The organism is Hyphomicrobium sp. GJ21 (assembly GCF_001006785.1).
In the GTDB taxonomy this organism is placed as follows: domain Bacteria; phylum Pseudomonadota; class Alphaproteobacteria; order Rhizobiales; family Hyphomicrobiaceae; genus Hyphomicrobium_B.
This window is the reverse complement of record NZ_CDHO01000003.1, coordinates 561,779-583,159: the sequence shown is the minus strand read 5'-3', so window position 1 is coordinate 583,159 and position 21,381 is coordinate 561,779. Positions and strand designations below refer to the sequence as shown.

The 21,381-nt window shown below is 60.3% G+C and carries 23 protein-coding genes and 1 riboswitch; of the genes, 7 read left to right on the top strand and 16 right to left on the bottom strand.

Annotation, left to right across the window (positions count from 1 at the left end; all coding sequences use genetic code 11):
- Window positions 1–70: 70 nt before the first annotated feature.
- From HYPGJ_RS11115 to HYPGJ_RS11095, 5 genes are all read right to left on the bottom strand, one after another.
- Window positions 71–331: a hypothetical protein gene (locus tag HYPGJ_RS11115; RefSeq protein WP_046847229.1), complete on the bottom strand. Its 261-nt coding sequence runs from the start codon at window positions 329–331 to the stop codon at window positions 71–73.
- A 165-nt stretch (window positions 332–496) separates the two neighbouring features.
- Window positions 497–868 (bottom strand): hypothetical protein, encoded by a 372-nt coding sequence (locus HYPGJ_RS11110; RefSeq protein WP_046847228.1) that lies wholly within the window; start codon window positions 866–868, stop codon window positions 497–499.
- Between the two features lie 115 nt (window positions 869–983).
- Complete coding sequence (locus HYPGJ_RS11105; RefSeq protein WP_046847227.1) at window positions 984–1,862, bottom strand: DUF1289 domain-containing protein; 879 nt, start codon at window positions 1,860–1,862, stop codon at window positions 984–986.
- A gap of 73 nt (window positions 1,863–1,935) precedes the next feature.
- Window positions 1,936–2,676, bottom strand: coding sequence for a CbtA family protein (locus HYPGJ_RS11100; protein ID WP_083984101.1), 741 nt, complete (start codon window positions 2,674–2,676; stop codon window positions 1,936–1,938).
- Between the two features lie 19 nt (window positions 2,677–2,695).
- Window positions 2,696–2,905: a CbtB-domain containing protein gene (locus tag HYPGJ_RS11095; protein WP_013214534.1), complete on the bottom strand. Its 210-nt coding sequence runs from the start codon at window positions 2,903–2,905 to the stop codon at window positions 2,696–2,698.
- Between the two features lie 36 nt (window positions 2,906–2,941).
- Window positions 2,942–3,077: riboswitch (cobalamin riboswitch) on the bottom strand.
- Window positions 3,078–3,102: 25 nt separating this feature from the next.
- On the opposite strand from HYPGJ_RS11095, the gene HYPGJ_RS11090 reads away from it, so the two are divergent.
- Complete coding sequence (locus HYPGJ_RS11090; protein WP_046847226.1) at window positions 3,103–3,663, top strand: histidine phosphatase family protein; 561 nt, start codon at window positions 3,103–3,105, stop codon at window positions 3,661–3,663.
- Between the two features lie 15 nt (window positions 3,664–3,678).
- Here HYPGJ_RS11090 and HYPGJ_RS11085 read toward each other — a convergent pair whose 3' ends face one another.
- From HYPGJ_RS11085 to HYPGJ_RS11075, 3 genes are all read right to left on the bottom strand, one after another.
- Window positions 3,679–5,649, bottom strand: coding sequence for a glycosyltransferase (locus tag HYPGJ_RS11085; protein WP_046847225.1), 1,971 nt, complete (start codon window positions 5,647–5,649; stop codon window positions 3,679–3,681).
- Between the two features lie 14 nt (window positions 5,650–5,663).
- Complete coding sequence (locus tag HYPGJ_RS11080) at window positions 5,664–7,109, bottom strand: HlyD family efflux transporter periplasmic adaptor subunit (RefSeq protein ID WP_046847224.1); 1,446 nt, start codon at window positions 7,107–7,109, stop codon at window positions 5,664–5,666.
- Between the two features lie 234 nt (window positions 7,110–7,343).
- Entirely contained in the window at window positions 7,344–7,586 is a 243-nt protein-coding gene (locus HYPGJ_RS11075) for a hypothetical protein (RefSeq protein ID WP_046848336.1), read from the bottom strand.
- A gap of 197 nt (window positions 7,587–7,783) precedes the next feature.
- Here HYPGJ_RS11075 and HYPGJ_RS11070 point away from each other — a divergent pair, with 197 nt between their 5' ends.
- On the top strand, window positions 7,784–8,986 hold the full coding sequence (locus tag HYPGJ_RS11070; RefSeq protein WP_052750882.1) for an MFS transporter: 1,203 nt from the start codon (window positions 7,784–7,786) through the stop codon (window positions 8,984–8,986).
- On the opposite strand, the gene HYPGJ_RS11065 is transcribed toward HYPGJ_RS11070, so the two are convergent.
- The 4 genes from HYPGJ_RS11065 to rfbC all read right to left on the bottom strand — a co-directional run bounded on the left by HYPGJ_RS11065 (window position 8,983) and on the right by rfbC (window position 13,642).
- Window positions 8,983–10,758, bottom strand: a complete 1,776-nt coding sequence (locus HYPGJ_RS11065; RefSeq protein WP_046848334.1) for an ABC transporter ATP-binding protein — start codon at window positions 10,756–10,758, stop codon at window positions 8,983–8,985. The two genes, HYPGJ_RS11070 and HYPGJ_RS11065, sit on opposite strands and share 4 nt — an antisense overlap.
- Window positions 10,759–11,066: 308 nt before the next feature.
- Window positions 11,067–11,960, bottom strand: a complete 894-nt coding sequence (rfbA, locus tag HYPGJ_RS11060) for a glucose-1-phosphate thymidylyltransferase RfbA (RefSeq protein WP_200185752.1) — start codon at window positions 11,958–11,960, stop codon at window positions 11,067–11,069.
- Between the two features lie 5 nt (window positions 11,961–11,965).
- Window positions 11,966–13,057, bottom strand: a complete 1,092-nt coding sequence (gene rfbB, locus HYPGJ_RS11055; RefSeq protein WP_046847222.1) for a dTDP-glucose 4,6-dehydratase — start codon at window positions 13,055–13,057, stop codon at window positions 11,966–11,968.
- A 33-nt stretch (window positions 13,058–13,090) separates the two neighbouring features.
- The gene (rfbC, locus tag HYPGJ_RS11050) at window positions 13,091–13,642 is read right to left on the bottom strand and encodes a dTDP-4-dehydrorhamnose 3,5-epimerase (protein ID WP_046847221.1); all 552 of its coding nucleotides are present in this window, start codon (window positions 13,640–13,642) and stop codon (window positions 13,091–13,093) included.
- Window positions 13,643–13,807: 165 nt separating this feature from the next.
- Here rfbC and HYPGJ_RS11045 point away from each other — a divergent pair, with 165 nt between their 5' ends.
- The 4 genes from HYPGJ_RS11045 (at window position 13,808) to HYPGJ_RS11030 (ending at window position 16,921) form a co-directional block, all read left to right on the top strand.
- Window positions 13,808–15,622: an AI-2E family transporter gene (locus HYPGJ_RS11045; protein WP_046847220.1), complete on the top strand. Its 1,815-nt coding sequence runs from the start codon at window positions 13,808–13,810 to the stop codon at window positions 15,620–15,622.
- Window positions 15,623–15,706: 84 nt separating this feature from the next.
- Complete coding sequence (locus tag HYPGJ_RS11040) at window positions 15,707–15,988, top strand: hypothetical protein (RefSeq protein WP_046847219.1); 282 nt, start codon at window positions 15,707–15,709, stop codon at window positions 15,986–15,988.
- Window positions 15,989–16,003: 15 nt separating this feature from the next.
- Window positions 16,004–16,522, top strand: a complete 519-nt coding sequence (locus HYPGJ_RS11035) for a hypothetical protein (RefSeq protein WP_046847218.1) — start codon at window positions 16,004–16,006, stop codon at window positions 16,520–16,522.
- 12 nt (window positions 16,523–16,534) lie between these two features.
- Window positions 16,535–16,921 carry a hypothetical protein gene (locus HYPGJ_RS11030; RefSeq protein WP_046847217.1) on the top strand — a complete coding sequence of 129 codons (387 nt, stop codon included), beginning with the start codon at window positions 16,535–16,537 and terminating at the stop codon, window positions 16,919–16,921.
- 37 nt (window positions 16,922–16,958) lie between these two features.
- Here the strand turns inward: HYPGJ_RS11030 and HYPGJ_RS11025 are convergent, their stop codons facing one another.
- From HYPGJ_RS11025 to HYPGJ_RS11010, 4 genes are all read right to left on the bottom strand, one after another.
- Entirely contained in the window at window positions 16,959–17,288 is a 330-nt protein-coding gene (locus tag HYPGJ_RS11025) for a cupin domain-containing protein (RefSeq protein WP_046847216.1), read from the bottom strand.
- 23 nt (window positions 17,289–17,311) lie between these two features.
- Complete coding sequence (locus tag HYPGJ_RS11020) at window positions 17,312–17,671, bottom strand: SPW repeat protein (protein ID WP_046847215.1); 360 nt, start codon at window positions 17,669–17,671, stop codon at window positions 17,312–17,314.
- 167 nt (window positions 17,672–17,838) lie between these two features.
- Window positions 17,839–18,612, bottom strand: a complete 774-nt coding sequence (locus tag HYPGJ_RS11015) for a ferredoxin--NADP reductase (protein ID WP_046847214.1) — start codon at window positions 18,610–18,612, stop codon at window positions 17,839–17,841.
- 150 nt (window positions 18,613–18,762) lie between these two features.
- Window positions 18,763–19,977 (bottom strand): hypothetical protein, encoded by a 1,215-nt coding sequence (locus HYPGJ_RS11010; protein ID WP_070104065.1) that lies wholly within the window; start codon window positions 19,975–19,977, stop codon window positions 18,763–18,765.
- 505 nt (window positions 19,978–20,482) lie between these two features.
- Between HYPGJ_RS11010 and HYPGJ_RS11005 the strand changes: the two genes are divergently transcribed.
- Window positions 20,483–21,376, top strand: a complete 894-nt coding sequence (locus tag HYPGJ_RS11005) for a glutamine amidotransferase family protein (protein ID WP_046847213.1) — start codon at window positions 20,483–20,485, stop codon at window positions 21,374–21,376.
- The last annotated feature ends 5 nt before the right edge of the window (window positions 21,377–21,381 follow it).

The following is a 21,381-nucleotide window of genomic DNA, read 5'->3' as shown; positions in this document are numbered from 1 at the left end:
GAAAACGAGACGCTCGTGGATTCGAGACGCGTTTTACGACTGCGGACGCCGCTCTGCCAACTCGGGCTTTTCAGCGCTTGGCAGGCTTTTTCGCCTTGGGCGGCGGATCGATGACGTTACGGCACGCCTCGCTCAGCCGATCGCGCTTGCGGTTGAGACAGGCGACAATCCGGTCTTCGTTCGGAATTTCAAAGAAGCAGAGGCTCAGGACGTCGCCTGTGCACGCGGCCTGTTCGTCGGCGGTGCCGCTGTGGGCGTGGCCGAGACTCGCGGTTGCGGCGAATGCCACGGTCGCGAATCCAGCCGCGAGAACCCAACTTGTCGCTTTCATCAGAGGTCCCACAATTGCCGCGAGAAGCGTGAATGCCTCATCGCATTTGTAAGATGCTCAATTGACCGGCGCGTGGCGGTGAAACTGTGGCGGTTTTCTGCAAAACGACGATGAAAACCGGTGCGATCGGCGCCGTGCGTTTCGCATGGCGCGCGTTAACCACGCTTAAGGCGTCGTTCCGGGCGGCGGCGGATTGGACGTCGCCTGCGGTTCGGCTGCCGCGCCTTCACGAACTTCGCAAAGCGTCGGTGTATCGAGCGACGTCTTGTTCATGAACGCCCAGTTGGCGAACGCGAGGTAACAGACGGCGACGGACTGCTTGTTCTGCAGCGTCACGATCACGGTATCTGTTCTAACCGACTCGGTGGCGCGCTTGGCGACCTCGAGCGGGACGACCGTGACCGTTTTAATTTCGTAGTCTTTGGCGATCAGAGCCGAAAAGGACGACTGCATCGGCGGCGCGTCCTGCGCGCTGACGGCAAATGAGCCCAAACAGAAAGCGGCAACGAGCAGAGTTCCGAGCCTGGCGCTGCGCATGCGATCCTCTCTTTGTTCTCAATGTGATCCCGTGACTTGCGTACTACGCCGGCGCGGCCGTCTCAACACTGAACGCGCGTAAGCTGCGGCGGGCTGGGGACAAAGGGTGAGAAACTCAGTTTCCTGCCGCGGGCGTGGGATAGAAAATCGCGACGGGCATCGCAAAGGCAGGCAACGCCAGACTTGCGGGAATTTCTTCGCCCGTTTTGAGAAATTCCGGGAGCAAATGAGTATGCGCGCCGGAAGCGGACTTCTGATCCGGTCTCGGAATGGGCGTGTAAACTTCGATACGTACCGCCGCCGATTCGACGACGCGGTGCGGGCTTGCGGCGATGACGTCCGGTCCGATATCGGCCATGAGATCGGACCAGGGCCGGCCGATCTGGCTTGCGAGGCGTTCGGCGAGCGCGCTGTCGCCGGTACGTACGCAGAAGCGCGCATTCTTGCGGCCGATGCCGAAGTCGAACAGGCGGTCGCTCCGATGCGCGGTGCTTATCGCGTCGGTATCGGCTCCGAGATCCTGAATGGTCGTGTGTTCCGTCATGTTTGCGCGCGCGCGCGGCATGGCGAGCACGATCGGTCCGCCGTCGGTAAAGGCAAAGGCGCGAAGCCGTTCGTTGATGCGCAGACGAAATGTGGAATCGTCGGCGCGCGCGATCATCGATCCGTCGCCTGTGTCGATGCCGATACGGCGATCCGGTGTGCACGGAAACTCGGCGACGGCGCCAGGGACGCCGGTGACCCATGTGCCCTGCCGCTCGGAAATCTGTTCGCAGGTCCAGATTGCGATTTCAGCGGGCGTCCAGGGCAGGAGGTGCACGCGGATCGCAAGATTGGCGAGGCGCTCCGGCAGCTGACGCCAGACGTCATCGCGCCGGTCGTCGTCCATTGCCATCCAGTCGGCGATTTCGCCGCCTGTACGCGCGCAACCAATACAAAAGCCGGTAGCGGGATCGAGTTTACAGATGCCTACGCAAGGCGAGTGCCGTGCCAAATCGACTGCCCTAATATGATGATAGCCGTAAATGTTTCGGGCCGCCTTGCGAGCGGCCCGATCATATCGCTCGTCAGTATGCCGTTCGCGTCTGGCTTCGTTCGACCATAGCGCCGAGAGCAAGCCCAATCGTCGCCCAGAGGATGCCCTGGATCGCGAACGAGGCAGTGCGGAATTTCCAGAGGAGATCGGCCGGGAAGTCGTTCGGGACTTCGTTGAGGGTCGGAAGCGCGTAGCCGGCAATCGTGACCAGCACGATGTACGTCAGCACGCCCGCGATCGTCGCGTTCCACGAGCCCAGGCTTGAAGAGAGCGCGCGTCCGAGAGTTACGGCAACGGCCAGGGCTGCCGCGGAAAACACCATCATCGTGAAGTAGAGCTGCGTGCGATAGGCGATGGTGTCCTCGGCGCCCACGGCTGGCGGGTTCGCCGGGTACTTGAGATAGGGCACAACGTAGAGCGCTAGAAATCCGACCGCAGCGATGACGATGGCCGTCGTTCGCGGCGGGAACTTCAGCAGCCTGCCGCTCGCGAACGCGAAGGCGAGTGCGACAAGTCCGCCCAAAGCGGTGCCGAACATCGCGATGCCCGTGAGCAGTCCCAACCCTGCCTGAACTTCGCGGCTGACGAGTTCAGGTTCTTCCGCCGCTGCAGCAGCGCCGTTGGCACTGGCCTGATGTTCAGCGGCGGCGTGCGATTCTTCGAATGCAATCGCGCGATCGACCTGCGGCTCGCCCACGATCTTCGCGAAACCGAATGCCAGAAGCGCAGCAAAAAGGCCCGCGAGCATGCCGCGGAGCAACAATTGTCCCATGATTTTATCTCGCGTCTGATCAGTGGCAGGGGAAGCCGAGAAGGTGGCGACCGTCGTGAACGAATTCGTGCACGTACATGCCATTGAAGATCGCCATCGCGCCTTCCTCGACGCCGATGAAATACATCGCGAGAAGGAACAGCAGTCCGCCGAAGATTGCCCAGGGCAGAATCTCACGGACCGGAATGGGTGTTGCAACGGTGTCTTGGATGACGGAAGAATATGCCATTAAGGGGCCTCCTTGGGATTGCGCGTCCCGATCAAGCGTTGGCCCATCACAAGAGGGTCTGACTTTCGGCTGGAGCTTTGCGGCATCCTCCGATCACAGTGGCGCGACCGTTCCGGAATTTCACCGGTTTCCTACCCATGACGTGCGAAGGTCCACCATAGGTTGATCCGAGCCTTTGTCAATGTAAAGCAACGCCCATGATCCAGCGGCTGACGCTCATTTCCCATGCTCCGACGGCTGCGACGCGTGCGGCGGCCTTCCCCTTGGATGAGGGCATCGACGAGAAGGCGCGGCGCGATACATCCGCGCTTTCCGGCGATTTGCCGCAGTTCTTAAACGCCTGGACCAGCCCGGCGCGGCGAGCGGTCGAAACGGCGGCGGCGCTCAATGTCGATGCTAAGATCGAGCCTCTCATTCGGGACATGGACCTTGGTCGATGGTCGGGGCGGACGTTCGCCGACGTCGAAGCGTCGGAGCCGGAGGCGATGGTCGGCTGGCTCACGGATACGGCAGCGAGCCCGCACGGCGGCGAGTCGGTCGAGGCGCTTCTGGCGCGCGTCGCGAACTGGTTGAGGGCGGCGCCGGAGAGCCAGGGACGGAGCGTCGCCGTTACACATCCCGCTGTCATCCGCGCGGCCGTCGTCGTCGCGCTCGAAGCGAACCCGGTATCGTTCTGGCGGGTCGACATCGCGCCGCTCGGCGTTGTTGAGCTTGGCTCGAACGGCAAGCGTTGGACGCTGAAGTCGCTGAACGGTTGATGACGCGAATTCTCGCTAGCGGAACACGCGGGCAGCGACAGCGCGTGCGAGGAGATGCGGCTTGATGTTGCCGCTCGTCACGCCGCGGGGCGAGGAAAAGATGTAGCGCAGCACGCTCATCTTGGCTTTGTCGGTTGTCTCGAACTGCAGGCCGAAACCTGTTTGCGTCGTTCGCCGGATGTGGGCTTCGAGCGAGATGTCGGCGAAGCTGATCTTCACCGGTGTTCCGACTGGAACCGGTAGATCGCCAATCAGATGCATGCCGCTGACGGAAAGATCGGACGCGAAATAATCGCGCTGCTCGCCGTTGAAGGCAAGCTTCACGGGAACGCGCACGTCGAAGCGGTCTCCCGTACGGCGCTGTTGCTGCTCGGTGCAGACGTAGCAACACAACGTCAGAAGGACGAGATTGTACCAGCTCCAGAAAAACGCGATCGCGCTCGACTCGGCGAGCGGCCGGCTTTGATCGAAGATGAAGGCATTGGCGATGCCGAATGCGGTCAGGAACAGCAGCGCTCCGAAGATGCGCAGAAGCGGCCACTGGATGAATTGCTTGCTGCGGTCGCCGCCTTTTGCCGTCACTTTGAATTTCTGACCGTTGGGGCGCAGCAATCCGGACCAGACGGATTTCAGAACTTCGGAAGCGCAGAGCATCTGATAGAGATCGGTCATCAGAGGCAGCACGCGCCCTTCCGTCAGCCAGACATAGATGGCGGATTGGACGACGATGAAGGGCGCCAGATACCAGATCGCGTCGATGACGTTGGCGTGCACGGCCTGGATATCGAGAATGAGATATAGCGCCGGCACGATGATGCCGAGCACGCGGAAGAGATGCGTCGCCGACCAATGAAGGAAGGTCTCGCAGAGCATGATGCGATCGACGAACGGCAGGCCGTTGCCCCATTTCAGCGGGCCGCTATGGCCCCGGCAGATCTGCACGAAGCCGAGGGACCAGCGCGCGCGCTGGGTGGTGTATTCGGCGAGCCCTTCGGGCGCGAGGCCGAGAGACAGGATCTCGTTCAGATAAACGGTGCGGAAGCCTTTTTCCCTCAGCCGCAGAGAGACGAGATAGTCCTCGGTCACGGAGTCGGTCGGAAAGCCGCCGATGCTCTGCAAGGCGTCGAAGCGAATGACGGACGACGTTCCGCAGCAGAAGGCGGCGTTCCAGGCATCCTTAGAGGCCATGACGATGTCGAAGAAGAAGCGCTGCTCGTCCGGCCAGACTTTCGTTACCGCGAGATTGCTTTGGATCGGATCGGGGTTGAAAAAGTGCTGCGGCGTCTGCACCACGCCGACATCGGGGCCGAGTGCCAGCGAAACGGCGCGCGTCAGGAAATCCGGCAACGGAATAAAGTCGGCATCGAGAATGGAGATGAAATCCGGTTTCTCGTCGAGCGCCGCAAGGTTCTTCAAAGCGGCGTTGATGTTGCCGGCTTTCGCATGCGCATTGTCGGGACGTGTCAGATAGCCAATGCCGCGACGCTCACATAATTCCTTGAGCCAGCTGCGGCGGCCGTCATCGCAAACCCAGATGCGGAAGTTCGGATAGTTGATGTTGAGCGCGCCGATGATCGTTCGATCGAGAATATCTTCGCCTTCGTTATAGGTGCAGATCAGCACGTCGATCTTCGGCACATCCGGCTTGGCGAGAAGACGCTTTACATTCGCATCGGCTTCGGCGGTTCGATTGCGCGTGCGGGTCAGGAAGATTTGAGAGGCTGTGGCGCCGAGCATCGCGATCGCTTCGACGGCGGTGAACGTCAAGCCGGTCAGAAAATCGATCGGGTTTTCAGGCGAGGGAATGGTCTCGAAAATGCGCCACAGCATGTAGCGCCAGCCGAGGAACAGGCAGACGGTGATCGCGATCACACGCACCGTCGTGTTGTTGCGATTGACCCACGGGAGAATTGCGAGCGCAATCAGCAGCAATACGATCGCAGGTGCGAGCGCATCCCAATAGCCCATGCCGGCCGCATACGTCATGACGCCGTCTCCGGTCAGTCAGTTGAAGCCAGGGCACCAGGGGACGACGTGTCGAACTTGACGAGGCCGGAGCGGCCGATCTGACATTCGGCGCCTTCGGTCAGGCCGGGGAAATTCAAGGTGACGTGATAGGGCTCGCGCGCCAGCATGCTCTGCTGGATGGCGCTGTTCGAGGACACCGCTGCCAAACCGTTGAGGCCGACGATGCGACCGTGCAATTCCTTGCCGCCGCCGCGCGGCTGGAAGGTTGCGTTCTGACCGATGCGGAGTTTCTGGTAGGTCGTCTCACTGACGCTCGCGGTGACCATGGCGCTGCCGCAATCGAGCAGGCGCATGAGGTCCTGTCCGGCGTTGACGTGCTCGCCCGGCGCGGTGAGAATTTCCCAGACGCGGCCGTTGACGGTCGAACGGATCGAGGCAGTAGACAGCTCTTCGTTTCGCCGCGTTTCCGCGTCGATGCGTGTCATGAGGACGGCCAGTTCCGCCTTGCTGCCTTCGAGGCGGGCGCGAACGTCGGCCAATTCCAGCGCGACTTCCATCTTGCGCTGTGCGGATTGCGGCGTGTCGTTGTAGCTGTCGCCGATGAAGATGAACTTGCGTGCGGCTTCGAGCTCGACCATCGATCCCTTGCGGCGTTCGGTGAGGCTCTGGATCGTGTTCTTGGTCACGCGTTCGTCCTGCAGCGCCTTATCAAGATAAGCCTGGCTGACGGCGTCCGTTTTTCTCAGTGCGCTGGCGCGCGTCAATGTCTGCAACGCCATGTCGTGTTGCGCTTCGGTGGCGGCCAGGTCGGCGTCGATTTCGCGGATGCGCTGGTCGAGCTGCGTGATGCGTCCGACGCGGAAATTCTCCTGTTGCTCGCTGAGCTCGACGAGGTTTTGCTCGAGGAGCTGCTTCTTGGCTTCAAGTGCCGAGATCGCGGTTCCGAGCTGGTCGCGCTCGCGGCGCAGACTGTCGAGATGCGAATAGTCGGCGCGGCGGTTGCGGATCGTCAGAATTTCCTCGTTGTTGCGGAACGTGCTGCCGATGTCAGTGGCTGTGGCGGCCATCGTCACATCGCCCTCGATCGGCGCGCGAAGTGTGATTACCCGGGCGTTGACCACGGCCTCCGCGCTCGTGGTGGCGAGGAGACGGACGGCAGGCGCCCAGCCCAATATCAGCGCCACAGCAAGCGCCAACGCGGACTTGGCAAGCGTGGACGGCTTGATTTTCGAAAGAGGAGTTCGCCACGAGGATTTCGGAGCAGCGTCAGTTTCGGCTGCGTCGCTGAAAGTCTTCTCGGTTTTGTCGTTGTCTGTCGCGCGCTGAGCTTTCCAATCTTGGATCGCGGACTCGAGAAACGAGAGCTGCATCTTGGCGTTGAAGTCGGCGTCGGCTGCCTCTTCGGCCCGTGCGCTGTCGATCGACTGGCTCTGTGCTGTCTGGCGTAGCCGGGGTGCGCGATGGAGAGAATATTTCATTGCAATTGAACCTTGCGGGCTAACCTGAAGTCAGGCGCTGATCGGAATTCGCAAGTTTCAATTTGTACGTCGGCCGGATAAATAAACGCTGAGAATTTAGTTTAATTTGTCATTATCGGTGGCCGATTCAGAGACGGCTCGGTCGTCGGATTCCTTACGAGATTATTAAGAGTTGCGGAGCGGGTCTGGCGACGACGACCCGTATCGCGAGCCTCGCCCGCTCCGTTGGGAGCGTCAGCCCGAGGCATCCTTGATGCATTTCGTCGTGAAACTTTTTTCGGCCGCGCCGTGAAGGTTCTTTGCCTTGGCGTCCGCGTCGCACTTCGCCTTGGCGTCTTTCTCGCACTTGGTGACGAAGCTATTGAGTGCGGCTCCGTGAAGGTTCTTTTCCTTCGCCGCTGCGTTGCAGGTTACGTCTGCGGCCATAGCGGCAGGCGTCATAATCAGAGTGGCGATCACCGTTATCAGAAGTTTCATTGCATCCTCCATGACAGGCTGGATCGAGTATAGCCGTACGTTCAAAGCACCTATGTCCATCCGAGGATAGTCACCGGCACGTAATTCCTGCTCGGATGGAAGCCGAATAGTTACGCGGTGGGAAGAACGTTGGTTCCGAAGCGTACTCTCCTGCAATAGTGCATGATGTTCACGACCGTTTGACGGCGAAAGGGCGGATGAGCAGCGAAACGACGGGATCCGCTCAGTTTGGTCAACGGACCTTGAGCCTCGGATTGATTTTGACGATGGCCGTCGCCTGCGGGGTCGCCGTTGCGAATATTTATTACAACCAGCCGATGCTCGGCGTCATCAAGCGGGAGTTCTCCGGCTCGTGGTGGGTCGGGCTTATCCCAACCGCGACGCAGATCGGCTACGGGCTCGGGCTTTTTTTGCTTGTGCCGCTCGGTGATCTTATGGATCGCCGACGACTGATCGTTGCGCAGTTCGTCATTCTTGGGCTGGCGTCGTATGCGGCGTCGCTGGCGCCGAATGCTGCGGCGCTGGTTGGCGCGTCGCTGATCGTCGGCGCATGTGCGTCGGTGGCGCAGCAGATCATTCCATTCGCCGCATCGCTCGCCTCCGCTGAGAGACGCGGCAGCACGATCGGCATGGTGATGGCGGGGTTGCTATGCGGAATTTTGCTTAGCCGGCTGCTGTCGGGTGTTGTCGCGACCTATGCCGGTTGGCGCGAGATGTTTCAGCTCGGGTTGCCGATGTCTGTTGCGGGAGCGATCGCCATGGCGATTGCCTTGCCGCGAAATTATCCGCACTCGGGCATCAGATACACGGCGGCGCTCAGATCACTGCTGCATCTCTGGACCTCGGAGCCGAAGCTGCGGCGGGCGAGCCTGATGCAGGCTGCGGCGTTCGGATCTTTTTCGGCGTTCTGGACCGTGCTTGCGCTGCACCTCGAAGAGCCGCATTTCAATCTCGGTGCCGATGCAGCCGGATTATTCGGAATAGTTGGTGCGGCCGGCGTTATTGCGGCGCCGCTTGCCGGGCGTCTGGCGGACACGCGCGGAAGCGGGCTTGTACTTCGCCTCGGAGCGGGTCTTGTCGTCCTATCGTGGCTGCTCTTCGCCGCCTGGGATCAACTCGCCGGATTGGTGGCGGGCGTGATCATCATGGATCTTGGCGCGCAGAGCACGATGATTTCAAACCAGCACGTGATCTACGACCTTCATCCGGGCGCGCGTAGCCGGCTCAACACCGTTTTCATGACCACGATGTTTGCCGGCGGCGCTCTGGGTTCCATCGGCGGGATCATTGCGTGGGATTACGACGGCTGGCTCGCGGTCTGCGGCTTCGGTGCGGTGCTCGCGCTCGCGGCCCTCGCGGTGCAATCGTTCAGTCGCGACGGAGTGCGCGCCGCGCACTAGACGGCGTGGGCCAGCGCATCTTTCTGTTCGGCGTATTTTGCAAACTGGAGCTTGAACAGGCGGCTGTAGGCTCCGCCTTGGGCGAGCAACTCGTCGTGCGTGCCGCTTTCGATGATGCGGCCGGCGTCGATGACGTGAATGAGATCGGCGTGCAGAATTGTCGAGAGTCGGTGGGCGATGACCAGCGTGGTCTTTCCTGTCGTCAACTGCTTCAGCTCACGCTGGATGATTTCCTCGGTGTGGCTGTCGAGTGCCGACGTCGGTTCGTCGAGAAGGATGATCGGGGCGTCCTTCAGGAACGCCCGTGCGAGGGCGATGCGCTGACGCTGTCCGCCGGAAACCTGAGTGCCAAGCTCTCCGACCGGAGAGTCATACTTCATCGGCAGCTTGACGATGAACTCGTCCGCGTTCGCGGACTTCGCGGCGTCGATGCACTGTTGGTCGGACGCGGATTCAAGGCCCGTGCGGATATTGTCGATGATCGTGCCATCGAAGAGGAAGGCATCCTGCCCGACCGTCGAGATGTTGCGGCGGACGGACGGTAGCGACGACGTCGCGATGTTCTGGCCGTCGATCGTGATGTATCCGGAATCGGGTTCGCGGAAGCGCTGCAGCAGCGCGAAGATCGTCGTCTTGCCGCCGCCGGAGAGGCCGACGAGCGCTGTCGTCTTTCCTGCCGGGGCGATCAAGTTCAAGCCGCTGATGATGGGCTTGCCGGGCACGTAAGAGAACGTGACGCCGTGGAATTCAATTTCGCCGCCTTTGACTTCGATCGCAGGCTTGCCAGGGGGCTCGTCTTCTTTCGCGGGGGTGTCCAGCAGTTCATACATCATGCGGACGCCGACCATGGCGGACGCAAGCTGAAGATGCACGCGCGATACGCGCCGCGCCGGATCGGCGCACATCAGCAGCGCCGTGATGAATGCGAAAAACTGGCCGGGCGTATCGCCGTAGTTGAGATTGCGCCAACCAGCGTAGAATACCACACCGGCGACGGCGAAGCCACCTGCGGCTTCCATCATCGGGTTCACTGTCGCCTTGATACGCAGCATCTTGATGTTGAGGCGTTCGACGGCGCTGATGGCGTTCATCGCGCGCGTGCGCATGTGGTTCTCGAGCTGGAACGATTTGACGACCTGCGTTCCCTGGCTCAGCTCGCGGGTCGCCTGAATGACACCAGCGGTCTTGTTCACCTCGCTCTTGGCGGCTTTCTGCACGCGCTTGCGCAGCTTCCGCGATGTGATGGCGATGAGCGGGCCGCCGATGAGCGATATCGCGGTCATGATCGGATCGAGGATGATCATAGTTGCGACCAAGCCGATGATCGTGAACAGGTCGCGGCCGAAGCTCATCGAGATCATGTTCAGGACGTCGCGCGTCGCGGCCGCATTATTTGAAATGCGCGTGACGAGATCGCTCGAGGAATGGTTTTGGAAGAACGCGATGTCCACCTTCAGAAGGTGGTTGAACATGCGCCTCTGCGTTTCCGCGACGAGACGATTGCCGATGGTGCCGACCATCACTTCGGACGCGTAGGCCGCCAAACCTTTGACGAGGAAGATGGCGACGATGCCGAGCGTGATCCCGGTCAGTGCGGCGCGGTTCTGCTGTACGAAGATCGTATCGATCACGTACTTCATCAGGTAGGCGCTGAGCGCCGTCGTGCCCGCGACGAGGATCATCGCGACGATTGCCCAGGCGTACTGAGGCGCATACTCGCGGCCGTAGTCGCGAGCGAGGCGTTTCAGCAAATCCAGCGTATCCGACGGCATGAACCTCTCGCTCAAAGTGCGATGACGAATCCCCGTTTGACCGGCATTCTTCTTAAATGCCGTCCAAGCAATGAATGTGGCGCTGCCTTTCACCGCCCGGCAAAGCCTTTTACCGGCAAATCCCCGTTGCCGTGCGCGGCATTTGGCGGTCGCGCGCCTTATCCCAAATTAAAATTTGTGGCGTGCACGGGCAGGTGTGGCCAGCAACCGGAAAATGTCAATATGCCGGACCGGAACTTGCGGTTCGAATCGGCCGGGTTCTGGGGGCAATTACGCTTCGTACGGACGGACGGGTCCGCGTCGTCAGATTATGACGCCGACTGATTCGGCATGTCGAGTTCGGCGATGACGCCTTCGACGTATCGCGCATAGGTATTGCTTCCGAGATGCGCGACCCATGTCCGCATTTCGTCGGGTGTAACGAATCCGAGGCGCAGCGCGACCTCTTCGGGACAGGAGATTTTCAGACCCTGTCGCCGTTCCATCGTCGACATATACTCGCTCGCATCCTGCAGACTGTCGAACGTACCGGTGTCGAGCCACGCGAAGCCGCGTCCCATCATCACGACGTAGAGGCTTTCCAGCTTCATGTACATTTCGTTGAGCGTGGTGATTTCAAGCTCACCGCGCGCGGAGGGGCGAACCTTCTGCGCCAGATCGACGACGCGATTGTCGTAGAAGTAGAGGCCGGTCACCGCCCAGTTCGATTTTGGGGCTTGTGGTTTCTCTTCGATGGATATGGCTCGCCCGGCGCCGTCAAATGTCACGACGCCGTAGCGTTTGGGTTCCGCAACCTGATAAGCGAAGATCGTTGCGCCGGATGGGCGTGCCGCGGCGTTGCGGACCATGTCGGCGAAGCCGTGGCCGTAGAAGATATTGTCTCCGAGGACGAGAGCGCATCGATCGTCGCCGATGAAGTCGCGGCCGATGATGAAGGCCTGCGCGAGCCCGGCTGGCGTCGGCTGAACGGCATAGCTCAGGCGAACTCCGAATTGCGCGCCGTTGCCAAGCAGTCGCTTGAACTGGTCCTGATCCTGAGGCGTCGTGATAATCAGGATGTCGCGAATGCCCGCCAGCATCAGAGCTGTCAGCGGGTAATAGATCATCGGCTTGTCGTAGACCGGCAGCAGCTGCTTCGAGATTGCGAGGGTCAACGGATAAAGGCGCGTGCCGCTGCCACCTGCCAGAATGATGCCTTTGATCCCACTCACGCGGCGGTACCGATGCGTTGAGTTTCGGCAGGTGCGGTGGGAGTCAGAAGTCCAAGGCGCGATCCCGAGTAAATGCCGTCACGCAGTGGACGCCACCAGCTTTCGTTGTCCAGATACCATTGCACCGTATCCGCGATGCCCGTTGAGAACGATCGCTCGGCGCGCCAGCCAAGCTCGGATTCGATCTTCGACGGATCAATCGCGTAGCGGCGGTCATGGCCCGGGCGATCTTCGACATGAACGATGAGGTCGCGCCGCGGCCGCTGCGACGGACGGAGCGCGTCCAAGGCTTCGCAGATGGCTTCGACGACGGCGATGTTCTCCATCGGTGCGCGGCCGCCAATGTTATAGGTTTCGCCGACGCGTCCGCGTTCGACAACGCGGGTCAGCGCCGTTACATGGTCGTCGACATGAAGCCAATCGCGTACCTGCCGGCCGTCGCCGTAGACTGGCAGAGGCTTGCCTTCCAGCGCATTCAGAATGACGAGCGGAATCAGCTTTTCGGGAAACTGATGCGGACCGTAGTTGTTCGAGCAGTTGGTCGTAATTGTCGGCAGGCCGTAGGTCGCGTGCCAGGCACTCGCGAGATGATCGGAGGCGGCTTTGCTCGCGGAATACGGCGAGCGCGGATCGTAAGCCGTGGTCTCGGTAAAAAAGCCGCCGGGTGGCAGCGAGCCGAAAACTTCATCCGTCGAGACATGGACAAAGCGGAAGCGGCTCTGCGCCGCCTCATCGAGCTTCGAGAAATAGCGCCGCGCGGATTCCAGCAACACGTGCGTGCCGAGGATGTTCGTCGTGATGAATTCCGCCGAGCCGTTGATCGAGCGATCGACATGGGTTTCGGCCGCGAGATGGATAATGGCGTCGGGTTCAACGTCGGCGAAGATGGCGTCCATCGCGGACGCATCGCAGATGTCGGCGGGAAAGAAGCGGTGGTTCGGCGCGCTTGAAACGGACATCAGGGAGTCGAGATTGGCGGCATAGGTCAGCTTGTCGACGTTCGCGACATGCCAATCGCGATCGCGCACGAGATGGCGAACGAGCGCGGAGCCGATAAAGCCTGCGCCGCCGGTTATGATGACTTTCATGCGCGCATCCTTCCCCCGAGAAGCCGCGCGGTCTCAGAAGGCTATGGCCATATTCGCGAAGGAGGGTAGGCGCGCATCCTTGTCGGAAACTGTCACGTCGCTCGGGGCAACGGGCCAGGCGATTGCAAGGGTCGGGTCGGACCAGAGAATTCCGCCCTCGGCTTCGGGGGCGTAGGGTGCGGAGGTTTTGTAGGCAACCTCGGTGTCGTCTTCGAGCGTGCAGAAGCCGTGCGCGAAACCGGCGGGAATGTAGATCTGCGCCCAGTTCTCTCGCGTTAGCTCGATGGCGACGTGCTTGCCGTAGGTGGGCGAGGAGCTCCTGATGTCGACAGCTACGTCGAGGACGCGGCCGCGGTTTACGCGGACGAGCTTGGCCTGGGCACAGGGTGCTTTCTGAAAATGCAGGCCGCGGATCGTGCCCTTGCGCGTCGACAACGAAAAATTGTCCTGAACGAAGGGGGCAGGAATACCGGCCTCCTTCAGAGCCTTTTCGCTATAGGTTTCAGAGAAAAATCCGCGCTCGTCCTCAAAGCGCGGCGGGACGATCAGCTTCAAGCCTGGAATTTCGAGGTTCGTCACCTGCATCGGCGATCCGCGCGTTGAATCGAAAGTGATCGTCAGCTGGATAGGGATGCCCGGCGTCGGCCGTCAATCGGAACTTCTTGGAGAATGTGCGATTGCGTTCCGTCGTGGCGGAACAAGTGCGGCCGATGAGGTGTTCAGGACCAGCGCTTCGTTGGAACCTGCCCTATGCCGCTGCTGGCTAATTCTCTCCGCACATTGTCCGCCGCGTTGGTGGTTGCGGCGCTTGTGATTGCGACGCTCGTGCTTGGGCGGGCGGTCCTTGTCCCGCTGGCGCTCGCGGTCATCGGTTGTTTCATCCTGGTACCGATTGTTCGCTGGCTTGAAGAGCACTCGGTGCCGGAATGGCTTTCGGTGTTCTCGGTGGTCGTGGCGACGACGGGGCTTTTGCTCGGCGCCTCGATTGCACTCAGCTCGCAGCTTTTGTCGTTGACGGCTGAGCTTCCAGCTTATCGCTCCAATGTCATGGATAAGGTTCACGCCGTTGTCGGCAGTTCGGCGCCGTCCGGTGTCGTCACCCGGGCGATCGACGCTGTCGAAACCTACCAGAAAATGCTCAACCGCGAATTGAAGCTTGGCGGCGAGCAGTCGACCAAGCCGGACGGCAAGCCAGAAACGAAAGTCGTCGTCGCGCAGGAAACCACCAGCGATACTTGGTACGGCATCCAAATCCTGGCTGAGCCGCTGGCGCAAATGGCGCTGACCTTCCTGTTCACGCTTTTCCTGTTGGCGCAGTACCGCGATCTCAGGGATCGTATCGTCCGGGTTTTCGGCACCGACAACATGACCGAGACGACGTCGGCGATGTCGGATGCCGGTGAACGGCTGTCCGCCCTCTTCACGGGGCAGGTCATGCTCAATGCTTCGTTCGGCGTGTTCGTTGGCTGTGTGCTGATGATCGTCGGCGTTCCGAACGCGCCGCTCTGGGGCGTCGTGGCCTTCGTCATGAGGTTCGTGCCGTTCATCGGTGTTTACGTCGCTGCGATTCCGCCCATTCTGCTGGCCGCCGCCGTCGATCCCGGCTGGACGAAAGCCATCTGCACGCTTGCGCTCTTTGCTATCGGAGAGCCCGTGATGGGGCAGGTGCTGGAGCCATTCTTTCTCGGCAAGCGCGCGGGCCTGTCGCCGTTCGCGATGATCCTCGCCGCAAGTTTCTGGACGCTGATCTGGGGACCGATCGGGTTGGTGCTCGCGGCGCCTCTGACGCTCGTTGTCGTGGTGCTGGGGCGGTACATCCCAGATCTCGAATTCGTTTCGGTGCTACTTGGCGACGAGCCGCCGTTATCGGAGCAACAGGAATTCTATCACCGCCTGCTTTCAGGCGACTCGTATGCGGCGAACGATCAGATCGAAGAGGCGCGGGACACGTCGTCGTCGGAAGCCGTTCTGGACAATCTCGTCTTTCCATCCTTGCACTTCGCCGTGATCGATCGCCGTCGCGGGCGCTTCGACGATGAGGCGATAAAAGAGCTCGAAGAGTCGATCGGCGATGTCGCTTCGGAGACTTTTCCGGATGTCGGTAAAGATGACGCTGCCGTTCTGATCGTCCCGGTTCGTGGCGTCTTCGATACATTCGCGGCAAGATTTATGGTCGGTGCGATCAATGCGCGTGTGCCGGGTGCGGCCCATGCCGTGCTCAGTGCCTCCGGCTTAACGGCGCTGTCGAGTGTCGATCCAGGCCGCGTTTCGGCTCCGAAGAACCTTGTTTTCATCACAGTAGCGGGTGTCGCAGAGAAAGCTCTCGCTTTCATGGCGAAGAAGGGCGCCGAGAAATTCCCGAACGCGCAAGTTGCGGTTCTCGATCTCACGCGGACGGCGGGACATATCTCCGTCTCGTCACGCGGCGATGCGCAGGCGCAGGTGTTCAACCGCTTAGCGGATCTGATCGTTTCTCTGAACTTGGACACGCTTTCTGAAGCTGCGCATTCGCCGGTCCCCGCGAGTGCGCCGCAGCCGGGCGCCGCCCTCACGGGAACTTACTAAGTCCGGCCGGAACAAAGTCGCCGGACGCAACGTTTGGTCTCTGATTGATGCGGCGCACGATCATTTCAAGCAACGAGGCAAGCAATGGCACGACAGGACACTCCCGAAGGTCGTTCAGACGATATGGTGGAGCGCGTTACTGATGCGGGAACGCGGGCTGCGGACGCCGTTGGACGCGCAGCGGCGCACGTCGAGCAGACACGCGACGAGCTTCTCGCGCAGGGCGCGGAACTCAGTACCAACGTTCAGAAGGTCGGCAAGAATTTCTCCAAGGCGCTCGACAAATCCGTTGCCGATCAACCGATGACGACGCTTGGCCTGGCGGTTGCCGCGGGCTTTGTACTCGGCGCTCTGTGGAAGGCCTAACGACAGGATACATCAATGTTCGCGGCCCTCTTCAAACGTGCTGAACAGACGGTCGATTCAGCGATCGGTGATCTCGGAAACAGGATCGTCATCGCTATCCCGTTTTTGATCGCGCTGGGTTTCGGCGCGACGAGCCTCACGCTCTATCTCGATCGGATTTACGGTTCTGAACTCGGCACGCTGATGGTCGCGGGCGCATTCTGTCTGCTCGGATTCATCGTGGCGCTGGTCGTTCGAATTCGTCGGCGGCAGGCTGAGAGCCGGCAGCAAGCGGTAGCGGCAGATTCGACCCTTGCGAGTGACGCGCCCAAGGATGAGCTTGCGAGCGTGAATGGCTCTCCCTCGATTTTCGACGACGAAACGGTGATGGCGATGGTGACGTCTGCCGCGCCGATCGTTCTTCCTGCCGTTCTCAGAACCGGCATGAAAAACTGGCCGATCCTGCTCGCCGCAGCTGCCGGTCTTTATGTGGTCAGCCGGCCGGGCGGAACTGCCGCCGAAGCTCAACCAGATACGTCTTCTCAAACATCTTGAGGTCATTCACAGATGCAGAGCACCCCAACATCCGATTACGCCACCACCGACGAACACGGCCGAAACCTGACGTCTGATGACGCCAATGGCAACGGCGTCGCCAACGTCGTGCAAGAGGGCGTGGACGTTCTTAAAAACAATCCCGTGCTGACGCTCGTTGCCGTCGGCGTGCTCGGATTTGCGATCGGGACGCTTGCGGGACGATCAACCGTTCGCCGGCGAAGCACGCTCGACGCAAACCTGGATTCGATCCAGCATGCGCTGGAGTCGGCGCGTTCCGGCACGTCCGATACGATCGGTAGCTGGGCGAAGTCGCTTCACAACAGCGGCTATCTGCCGGATCACGTCCCGGCTCGCGTAAAACAGCAAGTCCGGCGGTTACTCTCGTCAGTTTCGTAACGCAATTGGGTTGCGCGCTGCGAGGTTGTTCAGTTCGTCAGCGCGGAAACAGAATCGTCAGCAGCAGCGAAGAATCTTCGATGCTGCTGACGGCATGGCGCTTGCCGCCGTCGAGATAGATCCATTGGCCAGCGGAAAGCTCTACGGTTCGATTGTCGAACGACAGAGCGACGCGTCCCTCAATACAATGCAGCATGATCTCACCCGGCACGTCGTGCGCCGGCAGCTCGCTTCCCGCTTTCAGAACCAAACGGATGGCTTCGAACGCCGCTGTCTTCGCAACGGCGCATGTTTTCGTGCCGACGAGGTTTGGTCCGAGTGGTCCGAGGTCGGCAATTTCTCCCGGGCTTACATGATGCAACGCCATGTATGATCTCCGGTCATCGGTGGTTATTCGGGTTCTGGTCCGCGCTGCCGCAGTTCGAGCAGGCTCAGCGCGGCAATGGCGACGCCCGCGATCATGTGGATGAGGCGAAGACTGCCGCTTGCTGCGTAGTCGAAGATGAAGGGCGATGCCGCAACCCATACGCCCAACGCCAACTGGCAGACTTCGATCCAGCGTCGAAATTTGACGAGATCGGCTTCGGCAAGGACCATAATGAGGATGCCGGCGACGGCGGCGTTAGCGACGACGGAGGAATTTCCGTCCTCTTCGACGATCCACGGCGCCAACGCGATCAAGATCCCGAGGAAGATGCCGAGCCAATCGTCCCATTCGCGACGGGTGCTTCTCAGATTCCAATCGGCCATGCTCTCGACTTCCTTGGTTGGATGCGGGCGGGCGTCTCGAAACTATAGACCTTATTTATCGAAGTTCATACCTGAAGCGGCACAGTCAGCTTACGGCGCAACGCTTCATGCCGCGCGAGCACAAGCCCTGCGATCTGGAACGCATCAGAGGTTGAGATGGTGCAGAGTTATTTTTCGACGAAAGCTTTTTCGATGACGAAATCGCCCGGCTCGCCGGAGTTGCCTTCCTTGAAGCTTTGATCGATGCAGAATGTCTTCAGTTCGCTCAGCATCGAAGGGCTGCCGCAGATCATGACGCGATCGTGCTCGCTCGAAATCACCGGCAGATCGATCTCGGTATAGAACTCCGGCGATTTCAAAAGCTCGGTGACGCGCCCGCGATTTTTGAACGGCTCGCGCGTAACGGTCGGGAAATAGATGAGCTTGGAGCGGATCGCCTCGCCGATATATTCGTCTTGGGGAAGCTCGCGCATGATCCTGTCGCCGTAAGCGAGTTCAGAAACAAGACGGCATCCATGCATGAGGACAACCTTGTCGAAGCGTTCGTAGGCTTCGGGGTCGCGAATGATGCTCATGAACGGTGCGAGACCGGTGCCCGTTCCGAGGAGATAGAGGTTCCTACCGGCCTTCAAGTTCGCAAGGATCAGTGTGCCGGTCGGCTTGCGTCCGACGAGAATACGGTCGCCTTCCTTGATGTGCTGCAGTTTCGATGTCAGCGCGCCGTCTGGAACCTTGATGCTCAAGAATTCGAGGTAGTCATCGTAGGCGGCGCTCACGACGCTATAGGCGCGCGTCAGGGGCCGGCCTTCGATCTCCAGGCCCATCATCACGAATTGGCCGCTGTCGAAGCGGAGGCTCGGGCTTCGCGTTGCCGTGAAGCTGAAAAGAGTGTCGGTCCAATGCGTGACCGAGAGCACTTGTTCGCTGGTGAAAGCCGTCATCTATCCCCATCCCTTTGGACAACGGATGCGCCAAGCTATTGCGAGCGCAGGCAGTGGATTGATTTCCAAAATGATAGTCAAGGAAAGAAAGCTTTGCTCTGACGCAAATCATCGCGGATTTGTAATCTTTTGTACGTCTTTCGTGACGGATTAGAATTTTTCGAAAAGGGCGGCCAGGGTTCGCGCGCCATTGAGCTGCGCCTCGGTGTCCATTTTCGTGTTGGTGGCGGCAATCAGTTTGGCGACCGTGTTGTTGGTGGCGGCGACGGGATTGCGCTCATAGCCGCCGCGCTGGAAGAAATTCGACGTCGGGATCTTCTCGCGCAGGCGGTCCGGCATCATCACCATTTCGAAGCCGCTGCCGTCGCCGGTCAGATTCATCATTTCGAGTTCGGCGGCTGACAGCGATCCATCGAAGCCGTGGCGCTTGGCGAATTCAACCGAGGTCAGAAGTTTTCTCACCTGCAGCAGCGGGCCGATGTCGATGTCGAGATTGAGTGCATGGATGCCGATGCCTTTCGGCGTATCGGCAAGGCGGGCGTGATCGTTCCAGCGATCGGGCACGCTGCGGCTGAAGGCGATCATTCTTTTTAAGATGGCGATCTTGCGCAGGCCTTTTGCGGCGGTTGCCTTGGCTTTCAGGTTCGAGACGAATTCATCGCCGGCTTCCGCGAGAAGTTCGACGCTGTTGGTGCTGAGCAACTGATTGTAGCCGAGGGCTGTCGAGATGGCGCGTGCGGACGGCACATCATATTCTAAGCCGGCCTGTACATCGTATTTGCCGTCGCCGCCGGATTCGAATGCGTAAATTCTGACGCATTGCGCGGCAGTAAGGCCTGCGGCTCGCGCCGCGATGACGTAGGCGCGCTTGTAGTCATTCTCTGATGCTGGCGTCTCGGGTACGAATCCGAATTGCGCTTTGGCTTCTCGTAGAAAGTCAGCGACGACAGGAATGTCTTTTGCTGGCGACGGTGCGCCTTCGGGATTCGTCGGCTTCGGCGGGCCGGAATAAATGGGCGGCTGTTGCAACACGTAATCGCTCGCCGCGAGATGTTCGAAGGAGCCTCGAGCGCGGCGCTTCGCGCGCTTCTTCGAGATCGATTTCCAATACGGCTCGGCGAGAGCATCATAAGCTTCGAAGGCGTGGGCATACGCGGTGAGCTTTTCGCGATAGACGGCCTGGCGTTTTGCGATGTCCTGATCGGCGCCGTGCGCTGCTGGTACATCGAACCATATTGCGGCTGATACGGCGCATGAGAGAGACAACGCGACCGCGGCCCGCGTCGAGCGCTTCATAAAAATTTCATAAGATGTGAAGCTCAGAAGTTTTTTCGAAAGCCCGCAGTTCGCGAAAAATGCGCTCACGAGTTTTGCTCACAACTGTTGCGTGGAACGTATGGTGCTGATGCTAGCGCTGTTCGGTGGCAGCGTCTCGATGTGCTTGGCGACCATCCGCGACCGTAAGCGAACATTGTCGACATCGTTCTGAATCTCGAATTGTAGTTGCGACGTCGTTGTCCCGGCGAGAGCAGATGAGCTGTGCCGCGTCCGCCCCCCACCAAATGGGAGATCATCCGTTTGCGGATGATCTGGTGTTCCGCGTTGGAGCGGGGTCCGCCGCGGCTCGCCGGTGCCCGTAAATCATTCGGGATGCGAAAAAGAAGTGCTTCACAGGCATCGAAGTCTGTGTTTTGAGGACATGTTTTGCTTGGCTGGCCAACGGAGCCCGTCCCACGCTGCCGACAGCCGGATTGTGCCGCAAAATAAATTCCTTGTTCCTCTCGAGAAATAAATGTTCTTACTGGTTGACGGGGGCCTTAAAGTCGCATAAGTCGATGTGTAGCATTCTCAATCAAAAAGGCAGGCCGTCATGTGCGGAATTGTGGGTCTTTTTCTTAAAAATCAGGCGCTTGAACCACAGCTGGGAAGCTTGGTCTCGGGCATGCTGACGACGATGTGCGAACGTGGGCCGGACTCGGCTGGGTTCGCAGTTTATGGCACGCCGAGCAAGGGCAAAGGCAAGATCACGATCCAGTCGGCCGATGCCGACGCCTTCAAGGGTCTCGCTGAGCGGATCAAGAAAGAAGCCGGCGTCGCGGCCGACCTCGCCCTGAAGTCCAGCCATGCCGTCCTGACCGTTCCGTCGGACAAGTCCGACGCGGTTGTGACCTGGCTCCGGGCGAACACCCCGAACATCCGGATCATGGGCTCCGGCGAGGCGATCGAAATCTACAAGGAAGTCGGCTACCCGACCGATGTCGCGAAGCGCTTCGACCTTGCCAAGATGTCCGGCAGCCATGCCATCGGCCACACGCGTATGGCCACCGAGTCGGCGGTTACGACGCTCGGCGCGCATCCGTTCTCGACCGGTCCCGACCAGTGCCTCGTGCACAACGGCTCGCTGTCCAACCATGCCAGCCTCCGGCGCGAACTGCGTCGCGACGGCATCCGCTTCGAGACGGAAAACGACACCGAAGTCGCTGCGGCTTACATCACGTGGCGGATGAAGCAGGGTCTCAACCTCGGCGACGCCCTGCGCGGCACGCTCGATGATCTCGACGGCTTCTTCAATTTCGTCGTCGGCACGAAGAACGGCTTCGGCGTCGTCCGCGACCCGATCGCGTGCAAGCCGGCGGTCATGGCTGAAAACGACGATTACGTCGCGTTCGGGTCGGAATATCGGGCGCTGGTTGATCTGCCCAATATCGATAAGGCGCATGTGTGGGAGCCTGAGCCCGCAACTGTCTATTTCTGGGAACGCTAATCGTC